Annotated in this window: 20 protein-coding genes and 1 pseudogene; 10 read left to right on the plus strand and 11 right to left on the minus strand. The window is 73.5% G+C overall.

What is annotated here, in order from left to right:
* Window positions 1–228: 228 nt before the first annotated feature.
* Both AB0O21_RS38945 and AB0O21_RS38950 read right to left on the minus strand, forming a co-directional pair.
* Complete coding sequence (locus AB0O21_RS38945) at window positions 229–747, minus strand: DUF3995 domain-containing protein (protein ID WP_365180258.1); 519 nt, start codon at window positions 745–747, stop codon at window positions 229–231.
* A gap of 222 nt (window positions 748–969) precedes the next feature.
* Window positions 970–2196: an amidohydrolase family protein gene (locus AB0O21_RS38950; protein WP_365180261.1), complete on the minus strand. Its 1227-nt coding sequence runs from the start codon at window positions 2194–2196 to the stop codon at window positions 970–972.
* Between the two features lie 131 nt (window positions 2197–2327).
* On the opposite strand from AB0O21_RS38950, the gene AB0O21_RS38955 reads away from it, so the two are divergent.
* Together AB0O21_RS38955 and AB0O21_RS38960 are read left to right on the plus strand one after the other, a co-directional pair.
* On the plus strand, window positions 2328–5549 hold the full coding sequence (locus AB0O21_RS38955; RefSeq protein WP_365180264.1) for a BTAD domain-containing putative transcriptional regulator: 3222 nt from the start codon (window positions 2328–2330) through the stop codon (window positions 5547–5549).
* Window positions 5550–5722: 173 nt separating this feature from the next.
* Complete coding sequence (locus tag AB0O21_RS38960) at window positions 5723–5911, plus strand: hypothetical protein (protein WP_365180267.1); 189 nt, start codon at window positions 5723–5725, stop codon at window positions 5909–5911.
* Between the two features lie 162 nt (window positions 5912–6073).
* On the opposite strand, the gene AB0O21_RS38965 is transcribed toward AB0O21_RS38960, so the two are convergent.
* Together AB0O21_RS38965 and AB0O21_RS38970 are read right to left on the minus strand one after the other, a co-directional pair.
* Window positions 6074–6478, minus strand: a complete 405-nt coding sequence (locus AB0O21_RS38965) for an IclR family transcriptional regulator C-terminal domain-containing protein (protein ID WP_365180270.1) — start codon at window positions 6476–6478, stop codon at window positions 6074–6076.
* Window positions 6479–6632: 154 nt separating this feature from the next.
* Window positions 6633–6749 (minus strand): annotated as a pseudogene (locus AB0O21_RS38970) (helix-turn-helix domain-containing protein); the annotation flags it as partial.
* 13 nt (window positions 6750–6762) lie between these two features.
* On the opposite strand from AB0O21_RS38970, the gene AB0O21_RS38975 reads away from it, so the two are divergent.
* Entirely contained in the window at window positions 6763–7497 is a 735-nt protein-coding gene (locus AB0O21_RS38975; protein ID WP_365180273.1) for a class I SAM-dependent methyltransferase, read from the plus strand.
* On the opposite strand, the gene AB0O21_RS38980 is transcribed toward AB0O21_RS38975, so the two are convergent.
* Window positions 7494–9128: a FadD3 family acyl-CoA ligase gene (locus AB0O21_RS38980; RefSeq protein WP_365180276.1), complete on the minus strand. Its 1635-nt coding sequence runs from the start codon at window positions 9126–9128 to the stop codon at window positions 7494–7496. The two genes, AB0O21_RS38975 and AB0O21_RS38980, sit on opposite strands and share 4 nt — an antisense overlap.
* A gap of 101 nt (window positions 9129–9229) precedes the next feature.
* Here AB0O21_RS38980 and AB0O21_RS38985 point away from each other — a divergent pair, with 101 nt between their 5' ends.
* From AB0O21_RS38985 to AB0O21_RS38995, 3 genes are read left to right on the plus strand one after another with little or no spacing between them, the layout of a single operon-like run.
* Entirely contained in the window at window positions 9230–10381 is a 1152-nt protein-coding gene (locus AB0O21_RS38985; protein WP_365180279.1) for a lipid-transfer protein, read from the plus strand.
* A gap of 7 nt (window positions 10382–10388) precedes the next feature.
* Complete coding sequence (locus AB0O21_RS38990) at window positions 10389–10853, plus strand: OB-fold domain-containing protein (RefSeq protein WP_365180282.1); 465 nt, start codon at window positions 10389–10391, stop codon at window positions 10851–10853.
* Window positions 10850–11626 (plus strand): enoyl-CoA hydratase/isomerase family protein, encoded by a 777-nt coding sequence (locus tag AB0O21_RS38995; RefSeq protein WP_365180285.1) that lies wholly within the window; start codon window positions 10850–10852, stop codon window positions 11624–11626. Before AB0O21_RS38990 ends, AB0O21_RS38995 begins: the two co-directional genes overlap by 4 nt.
* Window positions 11627–11638: 12 nt before the next feature.
* Here the strand turns inward: AB0O21_RS38995 and AB0O21_RS39000 are convergent, their stop codons facing one another.
* Window positions 11639–12250 (minus strand): hypothetical protein, encoded by a 612-nt coding sequence (locus AB0O21_RS39000; RefSeq protein WP_365180288.1) that lies wholly within the window; start codon window positions 12248–12250, stop codon window positions 11639–11641.
* Between the two features lie 149 nt (window positions 12251–12399).
* Here AB0O21_RS39000 and AB0O21_RS39005 point away from each other — a divergent pair, with 149 nt between their 5' ends.
* Window positions 12400–12972, plus strand: coding sequence for an NADPH-dependent FMN reductase (locus AB0O21_RS39005; RefSeq protein WP_365180290.1), 573 nt, complete (start codon window positions 12400–12402; stop codon window positions 12970–12972).
* Window positions 12969–13271, plus strand: a complete 303-nt coding sequence (locus AB0O21_RS39010; protein WP_365180293.1) for a putative quinol monooxygenase — start codon at window positions 12969–12971, stop codon at window positions 13269–13271. Before AB0O21_RS39005 ends, AB0O21_RS39010 begins: the two co-directional genes overlap by 4 nt.
* Window positions 13272–13381: 110 nt before the next feature.
* Here the strand turns inward: AB0O21_RS39010 and AB0O21_RS39015 are convergent, their stop codons facing one another.
* The 3 genes from AB0O21_RS39015 to AB0O21_RS39025 form a co-directional block, all read right to left on the minus strand.
* Window positions 13382–13876: a peptidylprolyl isomerase gene (locus tag AB0O21_RS39015; protein WP_365180296.1), complete on the minus strand. Its 495-nt coding sequence runs from the start codon at window positions 13874–13876 to the stop codon at window positions 13382–13384.
* A 56-nt stretch (window positions 13877–13932) separates the two neighbouring features.
* Window positions 13933–16353, minus strand: a complete 2421-nt coding sequence (locus AB0O21_RS39020) for a PQQ-binding-like beta-propeller repeat protein (protein WP_365180299.1) — start codon at window positions 16351–16353, stop codon at window positions 13933–13935.
* 183 nt (window positions 16354–16536) lie between these two features.
* Window positions 16537–17337 (minus strand): VOC family protein, encoded by an 801-nt coding sequence (locus AB0O21_RS39025; RefSeq protein ID WP_365180302.1) that lies wholly within the window; start codon window positions 17335–17337, stop codon window positions 16537–16539.
* A 360-nt stretch (window positions 17338–17697) separates the two neighbouring features.
* Between AB0O21_RS39025 and AB0O21_RS39030 the strand changes: the two genes are divergently transcribed.
* Window positions 17698–18345 (plus strand): TetR family transcriptional regulator, encoded by a 648-nt coding sequence (locus AB0O21_RS39030; RefSeq protein ID WP_365180304.1) that lies wholly within the window; start codon window positions 17698–17700, stop codon window positions 18343–18345.
* 64 nt (window positions 18346–18409) lie between these two features.
* On the opposite strand, the gene AB0O21_RS39035 is transcribed toward AB0O21_RS39030, so the two are convergent.
* Complete coding sequence (locus AB0O21_RS39035) at window positions 18410–18889, minus strand: nitroreductase family deazaflavin-dependent oxidoreductase (RefSeq protein WP_365180307.1); 480 nt, start codon at window positions 18887–18889, stop codon at window positions 18410–18412.
* Complete coding sequence (locus AB0O21_RS39040; protein ID WP_365180310.1) at window positions 18889–20079, minus strand: acyl-CoA dehydrogenase family protein; 1191 nt, start codon at window positions 20077–20079, stop codon at window positions 18889–18891. Before AB0O21_RS39040 ends, AB0O21_RS39035 begins: the two co-directional genes overlap by 1 nt.
* Before the next feature lie 209 nt (window positions 20080–20288).
* Between AB0O21_RS39040 and AB0O21_RS39045 the strand changes: the two genes are divergently transcribed.
* Complete coding sequence (locus AB0O21_RS39045) at window positions 20289–21482, plus strand: acetyl-CoA acetyltransferase (RefSeq protein ID WP_365180313.1); 1194 nt, start codon at window positions 20289–20291, stop codon at window positions 21480–21482.
* Window positions 21483–21715: the final 233 nt, after the last annotated feature.

The following is a 21715-nucleotide window of genomic DNA, read 5'->3' on the forward strand; positions in this document are numbered from 1 at the left end:
ACGCGACGACGAAGGAGGAGCGCCCTTTACAGGCCGGCCCGACACGGAAGGACTATGGGACTGACGGGAAACCCCCCGCGCCTTCTCTGATTCCGCCCAGCCCGGACCCCGCCAACCGCGAAGCCCCCGCCGGTTTCCCTGCCGCTTTCGCCCACGTCCCCGGCCTCTCCCCCGCGCACCGCTGATGTGCCGCGACGGTACGTGAACCGTGGGCCTCAGCCCTGCGTCTCAGCCCCTGGCCGCGCGCAGCCGCTGCCAGGCCGCCGTCCCCAGCATGACGCCCCACAGCAGGAAGAGGGCGTACCAGAACAGGCTCCAGGCCGTCTGCGGGTGGGCGTCCTGGACGGCGAAGGCCGGGGCCGAGACGACGCGGCCGGTGGCGAGCAGGTACTGCATGGCGAAGTAGGCGAATCCCCAGAGGGTCATGCCGACGCCCGCGATGCCCGCCGGGACGGCGAGCAGGGAGGCCGGGAGGCGCCGGCCCCACGGGCTGACCAGGGCGAGCGAGAGCACCGCGCCGAAGACCGCCACCGCGCCCATCCCCCAGTAGCCGATCGCGGCCTCCATGTTGTCGTGCGGGGCCCCGGCGAAGTCGCCGGGGAACATGGCCGCCACCCCGGCGCCCCACCAGAAGTGCGGGGCCGCGTAGCCGAGGGCCGCCGCCGCGGCCGTGTAGCCGGGCCAGGTGCGCTGCCGTGCGGCCTGCCCGGCCTGCCCGGCCTGCCCGGTCTGGGTCACGGTCTCCATGGGGTCCTCCAGCGTGCTCGGTTCGGTGTGGCGGTCCCGGCTTCCCCCCGCCTGGACCAAGCCTCTCCGAGCGGCCCCCTCCGCGGATCGCGCGGCAGCACGATCCCGCGCTCCCCCATCCGGGGGAGCCCCCTCGGCCCCCCTCGGCCCCGAGGGGACGGCGACGGCCCGGCGGGGTGGCGCTCCGCCCCGCCGGGCCGGGTCACATGCGTGCCCGCGGGTTCACGCCCCCGGGCCCGCCCACAGGCCGTCCGGGGTCAGCCCCAGCAGGTCGATGGCGTTGCCGCGGACGATGCGGTCCACCACGTCCGGGGCCAGGTGCCCCATCTGCGCCTCGCCGACCTCGCGGGACTTGGGCCAGGTGGAATCCGAGTGCGGGTAGTCGGTCTCGTAGAGGACGTTGGCTACGCCGATGGAGTCGAGGTTCTTGAGTCCGAAGGCGTCGTCGAAGAAGCAGCCGAAGACGTGCTCGGCGAAGAGCTCCGACGGCGGCCGGTGGACCTTGTCCGCGACGCCGCCCCAGCCGCGGTTCTCCTCCCAGACCACGTTCGCGCGTTCCAGGATGTACGGGATCCAGCCGATCTGGCCCTCCGCGTACATGATCTTCAGGTTCGGGAAGCGCTCGAACTTGCCGCTCATCAGCCAGTCGACCATCGAGAAGCAGCAGTTGGCGAAGGTGATGGTGGAGCCGACCGCCGGCGGGGCGTCGGCGGAGGTCGACGGCATGCGCGAGGAGGAGCCGATGTGCATGGCGATGACCGTGCCGGTCTCGTCGCACGCCTCCAGGAAGGGGTCCCACTCGTCCGTGTGGATGGAGGGGAGGCCGAGGTGCGGGGGTATCTCGGAGAAGGCGACGGCGCGCACGCCGCGGGCGGCGTTGCGGCGGACCTCGGCGGCGGCGAGGCGGGCGTCCCACAGGGGGATCAGGGTGAGGGGGATCAGGCGGCCGTGGGCCTCGGGGCCGCACCACTCCTCCACCATCCAGTCGTTGTACGCCCGTACGCCGAGCAGCCCGAGCTCGCGGTCCTTGGCCTCGGTGAAGGTCTGGCCGCAGAAGCGCGGGAAGGTCGGGAAGCAGAGCGCCGACTGGACGTGGTTGACGTCCATGTCCGCGAGCCGGTCGGGAACCGAAAAGGACCCCGGGCGCATCTGCTCGTAGGTGATGACTTCCAGTTTGATCTCGTCGCGGTCGTATCCGACGGCCGTGTCGAGGCGGGTGAGCGGCCGGTGCAGGTCCTCGTACACCCACCAGTCGCCGATCGGGCCGTCGTCGCCCTTGGCTCCCATGACGGGGGCGAACTTGCCGCCGAGGAAGGTCATTTCCTTCAGGGGGGCGCGGACGACGCGGGGGCCGGTGTCCTTGTACTTGGACGGGAGCCGGTCCCGCCAGACGTGGGGGGGCTCCACCGTGTGGTCGTCCACCGAGATGATCTTCGGGAAGGTCTCCATGGCTCATACGGTAGCGCCGATCTGACGAACCGTCAGCTGGTTGGGAGTCGATCGCTCCGGGACGGGCTGACGTGTACGCGCAAGACAGGGCAGACTGACCCTTACACCGACGGAAGGCAGGGGGACGACAGATGGACGGAGTACCGGCCATCCCGCACCCACGGCAGCCCCTTGCGGCTACAGCCGCACCCGAAACAGGCCCGGGCGACGCCCCCGCGGCTCCCGCCCTTGCGGCGGCCGCCGCACCCGAACCCGACCCCGCGGCTCCCGCCCTGCCGGCTGCCGCGGCACCCGCGGGCGGCCCCTCCGGGGCAACGGTGCCGGGCGAGGGCCGGGCGGACGGCACCGCCGAGCCCGCGCCACGGCCCGCGCACCCCGCCGCAGGGGCCGGCACCGCAGGCCGGGAGCCCGCACCCGGCGGCCCCGCAAGCGCCGCAGGCGTCGGCGGCGAGTCCCGGTTCGCCGTGCTCGGGCCGATCCGGGCCTACCGCGGCTCCGAGACCCTGCCCTCCGGGACCCCCCAGCAGCGGGCCCTGCTCGCCGCGCTGCTGCTGCGCGACGGCCGTACCGCCACCGCGCCCGAGCTCATCGACGCCATCTGGGGCGAGGACCCGCCGCAGCAGGCCCTCGCCACCATCCGGACGTACGCCTCCCGGCTGCGCAAGGTGCTCGACCCCGGGCTGCTCGTCTCCGAGTCCGGCGGCTACGCCATCCGCCTGCGCTCCGCCGCCACCCTCGACCTCGGGGTCGCCCGCGGCCTCGTCGAGGACGCCGAGGCGGCCCGCGCGGCCGGCGACCGCTCCCTCGCCCGCACCCTGCTCGCCCGCGCCCTCGACCTGTGGGACGGCGAACCCCTCGCCGGGGTCCCCGGCCCGCACGCCGACACCGAGCGCACCCGGCTCGCCGAATGGCGCCTCCAGCTGCTGGAGACCCGCCTCGACCTGGACCTGGAGGTCGGCCACCACGCCGAGGCCGTCTCCGAGCTGACCGCCCTCACCGCCGCCCACCCGCTGCGCGAACGCCTGCGCGAGCTGCTGATGCTCGCCCTCTACCGCAGCGGCCGGCAGGCCGAGGCCCTCGCCGTCTACGCCGACACCCGCCGCCTGCTCGCCGACGAGCTCGGCGTCGACCCGCGCCCCGAACTGTCCGCCCTCCAGCAGCGCATCCTCAACGCCGACGCCGACCTGGCCCGCGCCGAGGACCCGGCCCCGGCCGCCGCGGCCGTCCACGTACGGCCCGCCCAACTGCCCGCGACCGTACCCGACTTCACGGGCCGCACCGGATTCGTCGAGGAACTCGGCGCCATCCTGGCCGACGGCGCCCACGGCCAGGTCATGGCCGTCTCCGCGCTCGCCGGGATCGGCGGCGTCGGCAAGACCACCCTGGCCGTGCACGTCGCGCACACCGCCCGCCCGCACTTCCCCGACGGCCAGCTCTACGTCGACCTCCAGGGCACCGAGCCGCGCCCCGCCGAGCCCGTCGCCGTACTCGGCTCCTTCCTGCGCGCCCTCGGCACCCCCGACACCGCCATCCCCGACTCCGCCGCCGAACGCTCCGCGCTCTACCGCTCCACCCTCGACGGCCGCCGGGTCCTCGTCCTCCTCGACAACGCCCGCGATGCCGCCCAGGTGCGGCCGCTGCTGCCCGGCACCGCCGGCTGCGCCGCCCTGGTCACCAGCCGGGTCCGCATGGCGGGCCTCGCCGGGGCCCATCTCGTCGACCTCGACGTGATGAGCCCCGAGGAGGCCCTCCAGCTGTTCACCCGGATCGTCGGCGAGGAACGTGTCGGCGCCGAACGCCAGGCCGCCCTCGACGTGGTCGGCGCCTGCGGCTTCCTGCCGCTCGCCATCCGCATCGCCGCCTCCCGCCTCGCCGCCCGCCGCACCTGGACCGTGTCCGTCCTCGCCGCGAAGCTCGCCGACGAGCGCCGCCGCCTCGACGAGCTCCAGACCGGCGACCTCGCCGTCAAAGCCACCTTCGAACTCGGCTACGGCCAGCTGGAACCCGCCCAGCAGCGCGCCTTCCGCCTCCTCGGCCTCGCCGACGGCCCCGACGTCTCCCTGGCCGCCGCGGCCGCCGTCCTCGACCTGCCCGAGCACAACACCGAGGACCTCCTGGAGGCTTTAGTCGACTGCTCCCTGCTGGAGTCGGCCGCCGCGGGCCGCTACCGCTTCCACGACCTCGTACGGCTCTACGCGCGTGCGTGCGCGGAACGCGACGAGCAGCCGCCCAGCAGCCGGGACGCCGCCCTGGACCGGCTGCTGGACTTCTACCTGGCCACCGCCTCCGGGGTCTACGCCCTGGAGCGCCCCGGCGACCGGCTGCCCGCCCACCTCTCCGACACCCACTACCCCGGCCTCGTCTTCGCCGACCCGCGCGCCGCCCTGGACTGGCTCTACCAGGAGGCCGACCCGCTGCTGGCCTGCGTGCGCCAGGCGTCCGTACGGGCCGGCGGGACGCTCGTACTGCGGCGGGCCGTGGACCTGCTGTGGGCGGCGAAGGACCTGGCCGAGTCCGGGGCCAACTCCAAGCAGTACGAGTCCGCCGCGCTCGCCCTGCGCGACGCCGCCCGGGCCGCGAAGGACCCCTACGCCGAGGGCCGGGCCCGCACCACCCTCACCAACGCGCACCTCGTCGCGGGCCGCTTCGCCGAGGCCGACGACGAGGCCCGCCAGGCCACCGCGCTCGCCCGCGAGGCCGGCGACCCCCTGCCCAGCTGCTGGGCGCCCAACGACCGCGGGATCATCGCGCTCTACCAGGGCCGGCACGCCGACGGCGAGCGCTACCTCCTGGAGGCCATCCAGAACTTCCGCGCCGACGGCAACGAGGTCGGCGAGGCCAGCGCCCTGTGCAACCTCTCCCGCATCCACGTGGAGCTGGGCCGCCTCATCAGCGCCATAGACCTCGCCCAGCAGGGCATCGCCATCTACGACCGGATGGGCCTGACCCTGCGCCTGGCCAACGGCCGCTACGCGCTCGGCATCGCCCTCACCCAGGCCGGCCGGCTCGGCGAGGCCCTGACCCAGCTCACCGAGGCGCTGGCGCTGTTCCACGACAACCGCCAGCCGCTGTGGGAGGGCGTGACGCACTTCCGGCTCGCCGAGGCCCATCTGGCGGCGCACCGCCCCACCTTGGCCGCCTCGCACGCCGAGCAGGCCATCGCGCTGCGCGGCATCGGCGGGGAGTGGCGCCGGGCGACCGTGCTGACGGTGCTGGGCAAGGCGCTGCGGCGGCTGGGGCAGACGGACCGGGCGCGCGCGTGCTGGCGCGACGCCGAGGCCGTCTTCGCGCAGCTGGGTTCGGCGGAACTGGCCGAGGTGCGGGCCCTGCTGGCCTCGGAGATCGCCGCCTGACCTGCGTCGACGAACGATGAACGGGGCGTTCATCGTTCGTTTATCGCCCCCGTGCACGATTGCTTCATCGACCCGGTACGTCGGGGGGCAACCCGGGTCGGCTGGAGGACTACCCGTTCGGCGATCCGCGGGGGAATCGCCGAACGGGCCCGACCCATCCATCAGGAGATCCGATGACGACGAACGAGAACATCCTGCCGGCCGACGGCGACCTCAAGCCGCTCGACAACCACGCCTCGGGCGTCGAGATCGAGACCCTGGACAACCACGCGTCGGGCATCGAGATCAAGCCCCTCGACAACCACGCCTCGGACGAGGAGATCCAGACGCTGGACAACCACGCGTCGACTCCCCGCCCGTAGCGGAGCGGTACGAAGACCGAAGACGTACGGGGGAACGTACGGGGGAACGGCGGCTGCGGTGGCCCGGAGGGGGAGCCACCGCAGCCGCCGCATGCGTGCGTCCGGGCCCGTCACGGCCGGTCGGCGGCCCGTCACGGCCGGTCGGCGCCCCGTCGCGGCCGGTCAGCCGCGCTGGAGCAGCGCTTCGACCCCGCGTGCGGCCTCCCGCAGGGCCGGTGCGAGCCGTTCCAGTTCCTCCCGCGTGGTCAGGGAGGCCGCGGTGGTCAGGCTGAGCCCGCCCACCGGCCGGCCCTCGCGGTCGAAGACGGGCGTGCCGAGGCAGCGCACGGCGGGCTCGTGGCCCTCGTCGTCCACCGCGTAGCCCCGGGCCCGTACGCCGTCCAGCTCGGGGTCGAGCCGTTCCCGCTCGGCGGCTCCGACCAGCCCGGCCGCCTGCTGCGGCGGCAGGGTGCGCGAGCACGGCCTTGCCGATGGCCGTGGAGTGCACCGCCATCGGCATGCCGATCCGCGAGCCCGTCCGGAAGGGCAGGCCGCTCTCGATCTTGCGGATGCAGGTGAGCGCGTCACCGTCGAGCAGCGCCAGGTGCACGGCCTGTCCGGTGCACCTCTGGAGGAACTCCAGCAGTTCGACGATGCCCTCGGTCCGGTCGGTGGCGACCCGCGCGGACAGCGAGCGCAGCCGCAGGCCGATGCCGTAGCCGCCGCTCCCGTCGCTGACGGCGTACCCCTGCTCGACCAGCGAGACCAGGATCCGGTAGGCGGTGGACTTGGCGACCCCGGAGCCGGCCGCCAGCCCGGCCGAAGGTCCCGGAATCCCCGGCAAGGGCCTCTCGGTCATTACGCTGGGGAGGATGTTCTCCTCCCACGGGCCGAGCGTCCGCGAACTGGCCGCGCAGGCCCTCACCTCGGTCGAGCGGGGCTACGACCTGCTCGCGCCGAAGTTCGACCACACGCCCTTCCGCACCCCGGACCGGATGCTGGACGCCGTGGAGGAGACCCTCGCCCAGCGGGAGGGCTCCTTCGGGGCCGGGCTGGACGTCTGCTGCGGTACGGGCGCCGCGACCGGCCTGCTGCGGCGGCTGTGCCGGGGGCGGGTCACCGGGGTGGACCTCAGCGCGGGCATGCTGGCGGAGGCCTCCCGCCGTCACGCGGACGAGCGCGTGGACTTCGTACGGGCCGACGCGCGGGACCTGCCGGCCGCACTCGCGGACTCGTACGACCTGGCCGTCAGCTTCGGCGCCTTCGGCCACTTCCTGCCGGCCGAGCGGCCCGCGCTGTTCTCCGGGGTGCACCGGACCCTGCGCCCCGGCGGGCTCTTCGCCTTCCCGATCGGCGCGCCGATCCCGCCGAGCTCACCCCTGTGGTGGGCGGTGGCGGGCTTCGACGCGGCGATGCGGGTGCGCAACGCGGTGTGGCGGCCGCCGTTCGTCATGTACTACCGGACCTTCCCGCTGAGCGGGGTCCGCGCCGACCTGCGCGCGGCCGGCTTCACGGTGGAGACCGTGCCGCTGGAGCACTTCGGCCGGCAGCCGGGCGGGGCCCCGCACTGGCGCCTCGTCCTGGCCCGCCGCCCACTCCACGGCTAACGCGTGCGCAGCTCCCGCTTGAGGACCTTGCCGCTGGCGTTGCGCGGCAGTTCGCTGACGAACTCCACCGCGCGCGGCACCTTGTAGTTGGCCATCTCCCGCCGGGACCAGGCGATCAGGTCGTCGGCGGTGAGGGTGGATCCGGGGCGCCGCACGGCGTACGCCTTGCCGACCTCGCCGAGGCGCGGGTCGGGGACGCCGACGACGGCGACGTCCGCGATGTCCGGGTGGAGGCCGATGAGCTGCTCGATCTCGGCGGGGTAGGCGTTGAACCCGCCGACGATGAACATGTCCTTGATCCGGTCGGTGATGCGCAGGTTGCCGTGCGCGTCCTTGAAGCCGACGTCGCCGGTGTGCAGCCAGCCCTCCGCGTCGATGGCCTGCGCGGTCTCCTCGGGGTCCTCGAAGTAGCCCTGCATGACGTTGTACCCGCGGACCAGAATCTCGCCGACCCGGCCGGCCGGCTGCGGGTTCCCGTCGGGGTCCGCGATCATCACCTCGGTGTCGGGGATGGCCCGTCCCGAGGTCTCCGCGATGACCTGCGCGGGGTCCCCCTGGCGGCACATGGTGACGATGCCGCTGGCCTCGGACAGCCCGTAGGCGGTGAGCACGGTGGCGATGCGCAGCTCGCTGCGGAGCCGTTCGACGAGCTGGAGCGGGACCACGGCGGCGCCGGTGACGACCAGGCGCAGGGCGGAGAGGTCGTGGTGGTCGCGCTGGGGGTGGTCGAGGAGCGACTGGTGGAGGGTGGGCGGCCCGGGGAGTACGGAGATCCGCTCGGCGGCGACGTTGGCGAGGACGGTGTCCACGTTGAAGACGGGCTGCGGGACCATCGTCGCGCCGCGCATCAGGCAGGCGATGATCCCGGCCTTGTAGCCGAAGGTGTGGAAGAAGGGGTTCACGATCAGGTAGCGGTCGCCCTCGCGCAGTCCGGCGAGCTCGCTCCACACCTCGTAGCAGCGCAGGGACTGGCCGTGGGTGATGACGGCGCCCTTGGGGCTGCCGGTGGTGCCGGAGGTGAAGATGATGTCGGAGGGCGCGTCGGGGCGAATCGATTCCGCGCGCTCGCGCACGGCCCGGGGCGTGACCGCGTCCCCGCCGGCGAGGAAGTCCTTCCAGGTGCGGAAGGAGTCCGGGGCGTCCTCGGCGAGGACCACGACCTGCTCCAGGCGCGGCAGCCCGGGCAGCGGTCCGGCGCCGGGTCCCTCGGCGGCGGCGCGGCGCAGTGAGGCGACGTAGGAGGTGCCGAGGAAGGTGCCGGTGACGAACAGCAGCTTCGCGCGGCTGCGCTGCAGGACGTACGCGGCTTCCGCGCCCTTGAAACGGGTGTTGAGGGGGACGAGGACCGCGCCCGCGGAGACGGCGCCGAGCGCGGAGACGATCCAGTCCAGGGTGTTGGGGGCCCAGACGGCGACCCGGTCGCCGGGTTCGACCCCGGCGGCCATGCAGGCGGCCGCGGCGCGCTCGACTCGCTCGCCGAGCTGCGCGTAACCGATCCTGACGCGGCCGTCGACCACGGCCTCCCGGTCGGCGTACCGTGCGGCCGCGGCCCGGACGAGCCCGGCGATGCTGCCCCAGCGCAGGTCTGCCGTCACGTCCTCGCCCGCGTGCCGCCGCTCGTCGTCGCCCATGCGTGTCACCCTCCCGCGAACCCAGTAGCTGACTATCCGTCAGATTAGCTGTAGCCTTCGCGGCTGTCAGTACTGGTGCACTCCTCACCCCGGAGGTGGCGATGGCGGCAACGCTCAAGGACGCTACGGCGATAGTCGGCATCGGCCAGACCGCCTTTGCCAAACAGCTGTTGCAGACCGAGAAGGAACTGGCCTGCCGGGCCATCCTGGCGGCCCTCGACGACGCCGGGATCGACCCGTCCGAGGTCGACGCCTTCTCCTCGTTCACCATGGAGGAGACCGACGAGGTCGAGGTCGCCAAGGCCATCGGCGCCGGCGACGTCACCTTCTTCTCCAAGATCGGCTACGGCGGCGGCGGTTCCTGCGCCACCGTCGGACACCTCGCCGCCGCCGTGGCCACCGGCCAGGCCACCGTCGGCGTCGCCTGGCGCTCCCGCAAACGCGGCTCGGGCCCCCGCCCCTGGAAGAACACCGCCGTCCAGCTGCCCACCCCCGGCCAGTGGACCCGCCCCTTCGGGCTGCTGCGCCCCGCCGACGAGATCGGCATGCTGGCCCGCCGCTACATGCACGAGTACGGGGCCACCCGCGACCACCTCTTCAACGTGGCGATGGCCTGCCGCAACCGGGCCAACGAGAACCCGGCCGCGATGATGTACGAACGCCCGCTGACCCGGGAGATGTACATGACCTCCCGCATGATCAGCGACCCGCTCTGCCTCTTCGACAACTGCCTGGAGACCGACGGCGCGCTCGCCTGCGTGATCGTCTCCGCCGAACGGGCCCGGGACTGCCGGCAGAAGCCCGTCTACGTGCACTCCGCCGCCCAGGGCCTGCCCTCCCAGCACCACGGCATGGTCAACTACTGGAACGACGACCCGCTGAGCGGTCCCGCCTGGACGGCCGCCCGGCACCTGTGGAAGCAGGCCGACTTCGGCCCCCAGGACGTGGACGTCGCCCAGATCTACGACGCCTTCACCCCGCTGATCCCGCTCTCCCTGGAGGGCTACGGCTTCTGCGGGCGCGGCGAGGGCGCCGCCTTCACCGAGGGCGGGGCCCTGGAGATCGGCGGCCGGCTGCCCATCAACACCGGCGGCGGCGGCCTCTCCGAGGCCTACGTGCACGGCTTCAACCTGATCAACGAGGGCGTCAAGCAGCTGCGCGGCATCTCCACCGCCCAGGTGCCGGACGCCGCGACCTGCCTGGTGACGGCGGGCGAGGGTGTCCCGACGTCCGCGATCCTCCTGAGGAGCTGAGCCGGCCATGACCGCATCCATACCCGCGACCGCCCCCACCGAAGGGCTCCTCCTCCCCGTCCCCGACGAGGACGGCGCGCCCTTCTGGGAGTACGCCGCCCGCGGCGAACTCCGCGTCCAGGCCTGCACGGCCTGCGGCCGGCTCCGCTTCCCGCCCCGGCCCTGCTGCCCGCACTGCCGGTCCTTCGACAGCGAGTGGCGCCTGATGAGCGGCCGCGGCCGGATCTGGTCCTACGTCCAGCCGCACCCGCCTCTGCTCCCCGCCTACGCGGCGCAGGCCCCGTACAACGTGATCCTCGTGGAGCTCGCCGAGGCCCCCCACATCCGGCTCGTCGGCAACCTGGTGACCTCCGCCGACGCCCCGCTCGACTCGATGGACCCGGCCAGGCTGCGCATCGGCGCGCGGGTCCAGGCGGTCTTCACGACGGTCGACGGGATGGCCGTGCCGCGCTGGATGCTGGAGAAGTCATGACGGTGCGGGTGGAGCGGGACAAGGCGACCGGGGTCGCGGTCGTCACCCTGGACCGGGAGCGCCGGCACAACGCCATCGACCTGGAGACGGCCGCTGAACTCACCGAGGTGTGGCGGGAGTTCCGCTTCGCCGAGGACGTGCGGGCGGTGGTGCTGACGGGCGCCGGGAGCGCTGCCTTCTGCACGGGCATCGACCGGGGCGTCGAGGTGCCGCAGCCCGGGTCCCCGTACTCGGTCGACGATCCGCTCGCCGCGATCGGCCCGAAGGCGGGCGACCTGTGGAAGCCGGTGGTCGCCGCCGTCAACGGGATGGCCTGCGGCGGGGCCTTCTACCTGCTGGGCGAGTCGGAGTTCCTCATCGCGTCCTCGTCGGCGACGTTCTTCGACCCGCACACCGCCTACGGCATGGTCAGCGCGTACGAGGCCGTGTACATGGCGCAGCGCATGCCGTTCGGCGAGGCCGCCCGGATGTCCCTGATGGGCACGGCCGAACGGCTCTCGGCGGCGCGGGCGTACGAGATCGGGCTCGTCTCGGAGCTGACCGCGCCCGAGGAGCTCCTCCCGGCGGCGCTGCGGGCGGCCGAAACCCTGGCCGGCTTCCCGACGGAGGCCGTACAGGGCACCGTGCGGGCCCTGTGGTCGGCGAAGCAGTCCGCGCTCCAGCAGGCCCTCTCCCAGGCCCCGGCGCTGATCTCGCTGGGGAACCTGGCGCCGGAGCGGCAGGCGGAGCTGTTCGGATCCCGGCGGCCGGGCCCGGAGTTCAGGCTGCGCTGATCGCGCCGGCCGTCAGTGGGACCGGGTCGCCTTGGGCGTCGCCTTGGCCGGGGCCGTGGCCTTGGGGGTCGCCTTGGGCGTGGCCCCGGTCCCGCCGCCGGTCACTCCCCCGGTCCCGCTCCCCGTCTCGGTCCCCCTGACGGGGGCGTCGACCCGGCACTTCATGACCTGGGCGGCGCGCGAGGCGTCCTTGAGGACGACGTCGACCGTGCGGGCCTCGCGGGCCTCCAGGGTCACCTTGACGACGCTCTGCTCGATGACGGCGCCGGTCCCGCTCTCGCGGTAGAGGTTGACCGAGAAGGTCGCCTTGATGTTGAGCGTCGAGGTGAACCTGAGTGTGGTGGCCGGCGGGGTGGAGCCGGCGCAGGTGATCACCTCGACGGTGGCCGGGGCGACGCTCCCGGAGGCCGTGGCCGTGGCCGTGGCGGTCGCCGCGCTGCCGCCGCCGACGTGCGTCTTGCCGCTGCCGCTCTTCGAGCTGGAGCATCCGCCGCCGCTACCGCTGCTGTTGCTCTTCCCGCTGCCGCCGCTGCCGCTGCTTCCGCCGTGCGAGGAGAAACCGGTCAGCGCGAGCACGACCCCCACCAGCACCGCGGCAAATCTGATCCGACGTCCCGCCACCATTCCCCGGTTCCTCCCCCTGGATATCGGCGCGCCACGCTACCAGGATTCACTCCTGAACCGAACAGTCCAGTTGCAAGACTGAACCGTTCTGTTTAGTCTTCTCTCCGTCGGGGTCACCACGACCGCGCCGCACACCGAGGGGGACCGTCATGTCCGAGTTCAAGATCCTTGCCATCTCCGGCAGCCTGCGCGCCGACTCGCACAACACCGCCCTGCTGCGCGCCGCGCGCAAGCACCAGCCCGGCGGCCTGGACATCGACATCTACGACGGCCTGCGCGAGATCCCCCCGTACGACCAGGACCTCGACAACCCGCAGGACCGCCCGGCTGCCGTCGCCGAGCTGCGCCGGCGCATCACCGAGGCCGACGGACTGCTCATCGCCACCCCGGAGTTCAACTACTCCGTGCCCGGCACCCTGAAGAACGCCATCGACTGGGTCAGCACCGACTGGACCAGGCAGGAGGGCCTGCCCCTGCTGCGCAAGCCGATCGCCATCCTGGGCGCCGCCCCGACCAACTTCGGGACGGTGCGCGCCCAGCTGGCCCTGCGGCAGGTCTTCGTGTGGACCGACAGCGACATCGTCGTCAAGCCCGAGGTGCAGGTGTTCCGTTCGCACGAGCGCTTCGACGCCGACGGCAACCTGACGGACGAAACCACGGTCTCCCTGGTCCAGGACCTCCTCGGCGCCCTCAAGACCAAGATCGAGGCGGCGGCGCGATGACCGGCGCCGTGCCGGCTGCCGTGACCGCGGTGGCCCGCCTCCAGGCCCTGCCCGGCCGGGAGGCGGAGGTCCGCGCCCAGGCGCTCGCCCTCGTCGCCCCCACCCGGGCCGAGCCCGGCAACCTCTCCTACCGCCCGTACGAGGATCCGGTCGCGCCCGGCGCCTGGGTGGTCCTGGAGGAGTGGGCCGACGAGGCCTCCTGGCAGTCCCACCTCGCCTCCCCGCACCTGGCCGGGGCACTGGCCCGTACGGCGGCGCTCCTGGCGGAGCCGCCGGTGGTACGGGTGTTCTCCGCGTAGGAGCCGCCGGCCGGGCCCCTCACCGACGGGGGCCCCGGGCCCGGACATGGCGGCGGCCCCGGCCCCCTGAGAGGGGGCGGGGCCGGCCGGCCGGACTGGCGGGGTGGGGATCAGGCCTCGACGACGCCGGAGGCCGCGACCTCGATCTTGCCGCGGGTGGCGCCCGAGGGGGTGCCCAGCTTCTCGATCGCGTCGACGATCTCCGTGCCCTCGACGACCTCGCCGAAGACGACGTGCTTGCCGTCCAGCCACGGGGTGACGACGGTGGTGATGAAGAACTGCGAGCCGTTGGTGTTGCGGCCGGCGTTCGCCATCGACAGCAGGTACGGGCGGTCGTGCTTCAGGTCGAAGTTCTCGTCGGCGAACTTCTCGCCGTAGATGGACTTGCCGCCGGTGCCGTTCTGGCGGGTGAAGTCACCACCCTGCAGCATGAACTGCGGGATGACGCGGTGGAACGGCGAGCCCGCGTAGCCGAAGCCGTGCTGACCGGTGGCCAGCTCGCGGAAGTTCTGCGCCGTCTTCGGGACGACCTCGTCGAAGAGGTTGAAGACGATGCGGCCGGCGGGCTGGCCGTCGATGTTGATGTCGAAGTAAACGTTGCTCATGGGGTCCATCCTGTCACTCCCGGTGCCGTGCGCTACCCGGCGGGGCCGGATGCCCATCAGGTGGACGTACGCGTGCCCGTGCCCTTCGCCGCGTCCAGGGCGTACACGCAGCGGTCCTTGCTGCACGCGTAGACCACGCCCGCCTCGGCCACCGGAGCGCCCGTGATCTCCCCTCCCGTGGCCAGCTTCCAGCGCAGCTGGCCGCCCGCCGCGTCCAGGGTGTACAGGCAGTGGTCGGCCGAGCCGAAGTGCACCCGGCCGTCCGCGACCGCCGGCATGCCGGTGATCTCGCCGCCCGCCGCGAACCGCCACTTCGGGGTGCCGGTGACCGCGTCGAGCGTGTACAGCGCGCTGCCCGCGCCCAGGTGGATGTTGCCGGCCTCGACCACCACCGGATCGGTGGACGAGCGCGTTTCCGTCGCGATGCGCCAGCGGTCGTGGCCCGTGGCCGCGTCGAGGGCGTACACCGTGCCGAGGTAGTCGACCAGGTAGACCCCGCCGCCCGTGACCGCCGCGCCCGGCGCGAAAGCCGGGGGCGCCAGGAACACCGCGGGGGCCTCGAAGTGCCAGCGGACCCGGCCCGAGGCCCGGTCGACGGACAGCACGCGGGTGCCGGCCGCCACGTAGACGTTGCCGTCGGGGCCGGGCGTGACCCGGACCGGGACGTTCCCGCAGGAGCCGGCGTCGCCGACCGGGTACGACCAGGACTCGCGGCCGCTGCGGGCGTCCAGCGCGCGCAGCCGGGCGTCCTGCCACACGTACACGGTCCCGTCGTGCAGGACGGGCGCCGCCTCCGGGGTCTCGAAGTCGGTCTGGGCGCCGCTCAGCTGCCACAGCTGCTGGCCGCTGGAGGCCTCCCAGCCCTGGACGCCGCCCCCGCGCGTGGCGGTGACGACCGTGCCCCGCTCGGCGCGCACGGCGTACGCCCAGGCCTCGGTGGACAGCCGCCACCGCTCGGAGCCGTCCTTGGCGTCGAGGGCGTAGAGCGAGGGGCCGTCGGAGGCGTGGATGCGGCCGTCGGCGACGGCCATGGCCCAGGCGACGTCCCGGGTCTTGAACTGGCGGCGGCCGCTCGCCACGTCCAGGGCGTGCACCTCGAAGGAGGTGACGTAGAGCAGGTCGCCCGCGACGGTCGGGGTGCCCCACACCTCGTTCGACATGCGGAAGCGCCACGGCCGCCAGCGGCCGCTGTCCGGACCCGCGCTGGGCGTCGGCACCGGGGCGTGCGAAGGCGCCACCACGCCCGAGCCGCCCGGCGGGCGGACCCAGCCGGTCGCCGAGTCCGAGGCGGCGGCGTGGGAGGCGGCGGGCGCCGAGGCCGTCGCACGCGGTCCGGGCCCGATCGGCACCGGGGAGCCGCCGAGGCGGACCGGCTCGCCCGAGGGCACCGGGTTCATCGGCGGGCGGTCCGGGCGCCGCGGCACGGCCTGGCCGGTGCGCGGGTCCACCCACGGGTCGGCGCTGCCGCGCGGGCGGCGGTGCGTCTCGGCCGCGGAACCCGCGCCGGGACCGCCGGGACCGCCGGGACCGGCTCCCTGGCCGGGACCCGAGCCGGGGCGGGGGCCGGGCGTCTGCGGCGGCGTACGGTGCCCCGCCCGCCGGGCCTCGATCATCGCGACCGCCCGGGCCGGCAGCCACGCGGAGGCGGTCCCGCTCTCGTCGTCGCCCTCGAAGAGGTGCGGGGCGAGCTGTGCCTGCAGGTCGGCCGGGGTCGGCCGCAGCGTCGCGTCCATCTGCATGCAGGACTCGATCAGCGGGCGCAGCTCCTCGGGGAGCCCCTCCAGGTTGGGGCCCTCGCGCAGCAGCATGAACACCGTCTCGACCGGGTTCGCCCCGTGGTACGGCGGGTGCCCGGTGGCGGCGAAGACGAGGGTGGAGCCGAGCGAGAAGACGTCGCTGGCGCCCTTGACGCTGCGGGAGTCCTTCGCCTGCTCCGGCGACATGTAGGCCGGCGTGCCGACCGCCACGTTCGTCATGGTCAGACGGGTGTTGGAGACCCCGCTCGCGATGCCGAAGTCGATCACGCGCGGCCCGTCCTCGACGACGAGCACGTTGGACGGCTTCAGGTCGCGGTGGACCAGGCCCGCCCCGTGGATGGACTGCAGCGCCTCGGCGATGCCGGCCGCGAGCCACCGTACGGCCTGGGCGGGCATCGGCCCGCACTCGTTGACGATCTCCTCCAGGGAGGGCGCCGGCACGTACGCGGTGGCCAGCCACGGCACGGCGGCGCGCGGGTCGGCGTCGACCACGGCCGCGGTGTAGAAGCCGGACACGGCGCGCGCCGCCTCCACCTCGCGGGTGAACCGCACGCGGAAGAGCTGGTCCTCGGCGAGCTCGGTGCGCACCGTCTTGATCGCGACCCGCCGTCCGGACGCGGACCGCGCGAGATAGACCAGCCCCATGCCGCCGGCGCCGAGCCGTCCCAGCACCTCGAAGGGGCCGATCCGTCTCGGGTCGTGCTGCGTCAGCTGCTCCACCACTCGCCTCCACATCCCCGTACGGACCCTCGTCGACGGGTCCGCTTCCACCAGTCCGGGGCCTTGCCCCGTGCAGCGTCTCACTCCGGGCGCCGCCCGGGTCGCGCAACCCCGATTCTGTCAGGCCCGGGCCTGGTCCGGCCCCGGCACGGCGGGCCGGAGGGGGGTGGGATAGCCCACTCGCTACGAGCCCAGCCGCGTCCGGGGTTCCGACAGGAGCCCGAAGACCGCCCCCTGATTGTCGGCCACGACGGCGATGCGCCCGTACGGGGTGTCGAAGGGATCGGCGGTGACCCGCCCGCCGAGCCGCTGGACCATCGCGACGGACTGGTCGCAGTCCGGGACGTTGAAGTACGCGAGGAAGTGCGCGGGCATGATCTCCGGGAACGCGTCGGTGATCAGGCTGCGGCCGAGGACGGCGGTGTCGCTGCCGGGTGCGCTGCCGGGCGGGGACCAGACGCGGTATTCGACGCCGGCCTCGCTGTCGTTCTGGTCCTCGGGGACATAGCCGAAGACCTTGGCGTAGAAGACGTCCACGGCGTCGCGGGCCCGGGTGTAGACCTCGCTCCAGCAGTACGTGTACGGCTCGTTCTGGGCCTCGAAGCCGTGGTGGGTGCCGGGCTGCCAGAGGCCGAAGACGGCCCCGCCTGGGTCGGCGGCCATCGCGGCGGTCCCGTACGGGCCCACGGGCATCGGGTCCATGACCATCTGGCCGCCGGCGGCACGGATGCGCTGGGCGCAGGCGTGGGCGTCGGTGGTGTAGAGGTAGATCCCCCACACGGTGGGCATCCGGCCGTCGGGCTTGGGGGCGAGGGCGGCGACGTTGCGGCCGCGGCTGTAGGCCTGGGTGTAGTGGCCGTACTCCGCTCCGGCGCTGTCGCCGAAGGTCCACCCGAAGAGCTCACCGTAGAAGCGCTTGCCCGCCTCGACGTCCGGAAGCGAGGCGTCCACCCAGCAGGGTGCGCCTTCCGCGAATGCGGCCATGAGCCCGGTTCCTTCCGTTGTGCGGGGGTGTGTACCGTCCCACCTCTCCCACCTGTCCCACTTCTCACGGCCATGATCTGCCCGAAAACTTGTCCACAGCCTGTTGATAAGACTATTCGGGGGAAACACTGAGCAACCGGGCGACCCGCCGGTACCGGGCGGGGCCGTGCGGCGGGGCGGGCTCGGCGGGGCGGACGCGACGGTCCACGTGCGGGGCCGGGGGTGCGCGGGTCCGGCTCCCCGGGCCGGAATCCGCCGTCCTAGCCTCTCAAGTCCGCTTTCCCTCCAGGCCAGGCACCCCGTAACCCCATTTGCAGGCGGCCGAATAGCGCGCCGATCACCCCTCGGTAAGCTGACGGCATGACAGGACAAGTACGCACCGTCGACGGGCGTGTCGCCGGCCGGCGCGGCCAGGCGACACGGCAGAAGCTGCTCGACTGCCTCAGCGAGATGCTCAGCTCCTCGCCGTACCGCGACGTCAAGGTGATCGACGTCGCCCGCAAGGCCGGTACCTCCCCCGCGACCTTCTACCAGTACTTCCCGGACGTCGAAGGCGCCGTCCTGGAGATCGCCGAGCAAATGGCGACCGAGGGAGCGCAGTTGACCTCGCTCGTCGAGGGCCGCACCTGGGTCGGCAAGTCCGGGTGGGCGGCCGCCGAGGAGCTCGTCGAGGGCTTCCTGGAGTTCTGGCGGCGCAACGACGCGATCCTGCGGGTCGTCGACCTCGGCGCGGCCGAGGGCGACAAGCGCTTCTACAAGATCCGCATGAAGATCCTCAACTCCGTCACCAACTCCCTGACGGAGTCGATGAAGGAGCTCCAGGCCAAGGGCAAGGTCGACAAGGACCTCAGCCCGGCCGCGATGGCCGGTTCACTGGTCGCGATGCTGGCCGCGGTCGCCTCGCACCAGAAGGGGTTCCAGACCTGGGGCGTCAAGCAGGCCGAACTCAAGCCGAACCTGGCCCTGCTGGTCCACCTCGGCATCACCGGCAAGAAGCCGACCAAGTGACGGCGGACCCTGCGAGAGGGTCCGCCGTCCCGGCTCGGGCCGTCACCGCGCCACCCGCCTGAGATCAGCGACGCTCCAGGCGGAACAGCCGGATCTCGCGCTCGATGCGCGCCTGGTACGTCGCGTACGGCGGCCAGAACTTCAGCACCGCCTGCCACGCCGCCGCGCGCTCCTCCCCCTCCAGCAGCCGGGCCCGTACGGCGATGTCCTGGCCCCGCCAACTCACGTCCGCGTCCGGGTGCTTGAGGAGGTTCCCGGTCCACGCCGGGTGCCCGGGCCGGCCGAAGTTGGACCCGATCAGCACCCAGCTGACCCCGTCGGCCTCCGGCATGCACGCGAGCGGGGTGGTGCGGGGCTCACCGGTCTTGGCGCCCTTTGCGGTGAGGATCACGCCCGGCAGCATCTGGGCGCTGAGCATCACCTTGCCGCGGGTGAGCTTGTGCACCGCCTTGTCCATGGCGGGGATGAAGTGCGGTGCGATCTTGGCGAACAGCATGGTCGAGGAGACCTTCTGCATCACCTTGACGCCGAGCGCTGGAGCCATCAGACGGCCACCTTCCGGGGCAGGGGGGTGAAGAGGTCCGCGCGGTCCGCGGCGTGGGTGCGCAGCCGGTGGACGGGGCCGAACAGCAGCTCGTCGGCCGCCGCCCGCTTGAAGTAGAGGTGCGCGTCGTGCTCCCAGGTGAAGCCGATGCCGCCGTGCAGCTGGATGGCCTCGCCGGCGGTCACCCGCAGGGTCTCCAGCGCCTGGGCGAGGGCGAGGCCGCCCTGCTCCGGGTCCCAGGCCGCGTAGTAGGCCGCCGAGCGGGCCGCCTGTACGCGTACGTAGAGGTCGGCGAGCCGGTGCTTGACCGCCTGGAAGGACCCGACGGCCCGGCCGAACTGCTCGCGCTGCTGTACGTACTCCACGGTGCGGGCGAGGGCCTGCGCGGCCGCGCCGACCGCCTCGGCGGCGAGCACCGCGGCAGCGGTGCGGCCGGTGGCGGCGAGCGCGCCGAGCACGTCGGCCCCGTCCTCGGCTCCGAGCAACTCCGCGGGCACGTCGCGCAGTTGGATCCTGGCCTGCGGGCGGGTCTCGTCCAGGGTGGTCTGCCGCGAGCGCACGAGGCCGGGGGCGTCCTCCCGTACGAGGAAGATCAGGGTACGGCTGCGGGCGAACCCGCCGGTGTGCGCGGCGACCAGCAGCAGGCCCGCGCTGTGCCCGTCGAGCACCTGGGCCACTTCGCCGTACAGCCGCCAGCCCCCGCTTTCGGCGTCGGCGCGCGCCTGGACCCCTCCCGCGCGGCCGCCGCCGGACCACGGCCCGGCGGCGTTGTCGCCGGTCAGCGCGAGCGCGGTGGCCAGGGCCGGGCCGGGGACGGCGAGGGCCGCGGTGAGCCCGCCTGCCGCCAGGGGCGGGAGCAGCGCGGAGCGCTGGGCGGGGGTGCCGAGGGCGGCGACCAGCGGGACGCTGAGCACGGCGGTGGCCAGCAGCGGTGAGGGCAGCAGGGCCCGCCCGGTCTCCTCGCAGGCCAGGGCCAGGTCGGCGGGGGTGCAGCCGACGCCGCCGTACTCCTCGGGGACGGCGACGCCGGGCAGCCCGAGCTGCTGGGCGAGCTGCTGCCACAGCTCGCGGTCGTGCCCTGCGACGGTGCGGACGGCGGCCTTGACCTCGTCGGGGCCGCAGCGTTTGCCCAGGATCTCGCGCAGGGTACGCCGTATCTCGTCCTGCTCCGCGGTGAAGGCGGCATCCATCGTCGGGCTCCTCCCGGGGGCACCTCCCAGCGGTAGCTGGGGGGATATCTGACGGGCCGTCATATTAGGACGGGCGAAGGCAGATGCACAGGGGGCGGGAGCCGCAGCTTGAACCGCCGGCCGAACGCCGACCGAACGCCGACCAAGCCCGCCGACCGAACCGTCAACCGCTCTAGAAACTGACACTACGTCAGATGTACCTTCCCCCCATGCCTGGACTCACACCTGGACCCGGATCCCGACCCCGCCGCCGCGTCGCCGTCGTCGGCGTCGCCCTCTCGGACTGCGGCCGGGTGGACGGCCCGACCCCGTACGCCCTGCACGCACAGGCCGCCCGCCGCGCCCTGGCCGACTCGGGGCTCGACCGCTCCGTCATCGACGGCTTCGCCTCGGCCGGCCTCGGCACGCTCGCCCCGGTGGAGGTGGCCGAGTACCTGGGCCTGCGCCCCACCTGGGTCGACTCCACCTCGGTGGGCGGCTCGACCTGGGAGGTCATGGCCGCCCACGCGGCGGACGCCATCGCCGCCGGACACGCCAACGCCGTACTGCTGGTCTACGGCTCCACGGCCCGGGCCGACATCAAGGCCCGCCGCCGGACCTCGAACCTCTCCTTCGGGGCGCGGGGACCGCTGCAGTTCGAGGTCCCGTACGGCCACACGCTGATCTCCAAGTACGCCATGGCCGCCCGCCGCCACATGCACCAGTACGGGACGACGCTGGAGCAGCTCGCCGCGGTCGCCGTACAGGCCCGGGCGAACGCGGCCACGAACCCCGACGCGATGTTCCGCGACCCGCTCACTATCGACGAGGTCCTGTCCTCCGAGATGATCGCGGACCCCTTCACGAAGCTGAACTGCTGCATCCGCTCGGACGGCGGCTGCGCGGTGCTCCTGGCCGCCGAGGACTACGTACCCGACACGGCCAAGACCCCGGTCTGGATCCTCGGCGCGGGCACCTCCGTCTCCCACACCACGATGTCGGAGTGGGAGGACTTCACGGTCTCCCCGGCCGCGGTCTCCGGCCGCATCGCCTTCGAGCGGGCGGGCGTGACCCCGGCGGACGTCGACCTCGCGGAGATCTACGACGCCTTCACCTACATGACCCTGGTGACCCTGGAGGACCTCGGCTTCTGCGCGAAGGGCGAGGGCGGCTCGTTCGTGGAGAAGGGCCGCCTGCTGCGGGACGGGGAGCTCCCGGTCAACACGGACGGCGGCGGCCTCTCGGCCTGCCACCCGGGCATGCGGGGCCTGTTCCTGCTGGTCGAAGCAGTCCGCCAACTCCGCGGCGAGGCGGGCCCGGGCCAGGTGACGAAGCCGGGCGGCCACCTCCCGGAGGTAGCGGTCGCCTCGGGCACGGGCGGCTGGTTCTGCTCCTCGGGGACGGTGGTGCTGGGGCGGGGGTGAGTACGGACTCACGCGCGTGCGGGGCTTTTACTCCGTCGGGGGGTGGGGGCGGGGCGGTGTTTGCCCAGGCGCCCCGGGCTGCGGGGCGGGGGCTTCGCGGTTGGCGGGGTCCGGGCTGGGCGGAATCAGAGAGGGCGCGGGGGGTTTCCCGTCAGTCCCATAGTCCTTCCGTGTCGGGCCGGCCTGTAAAGGGCGCTCACTTCGTTCGCGTCGCTTCGCGATGGCCTTCGGCC

The organism is Streptomyces sp. NPDC091371 (assembly GCF_040684275.1).
Classification (GTDB): Bacteria; Actinomycetota; Actinomycetes; order Streptomycetales; family Streptomycetaceae; genus Streptomyces.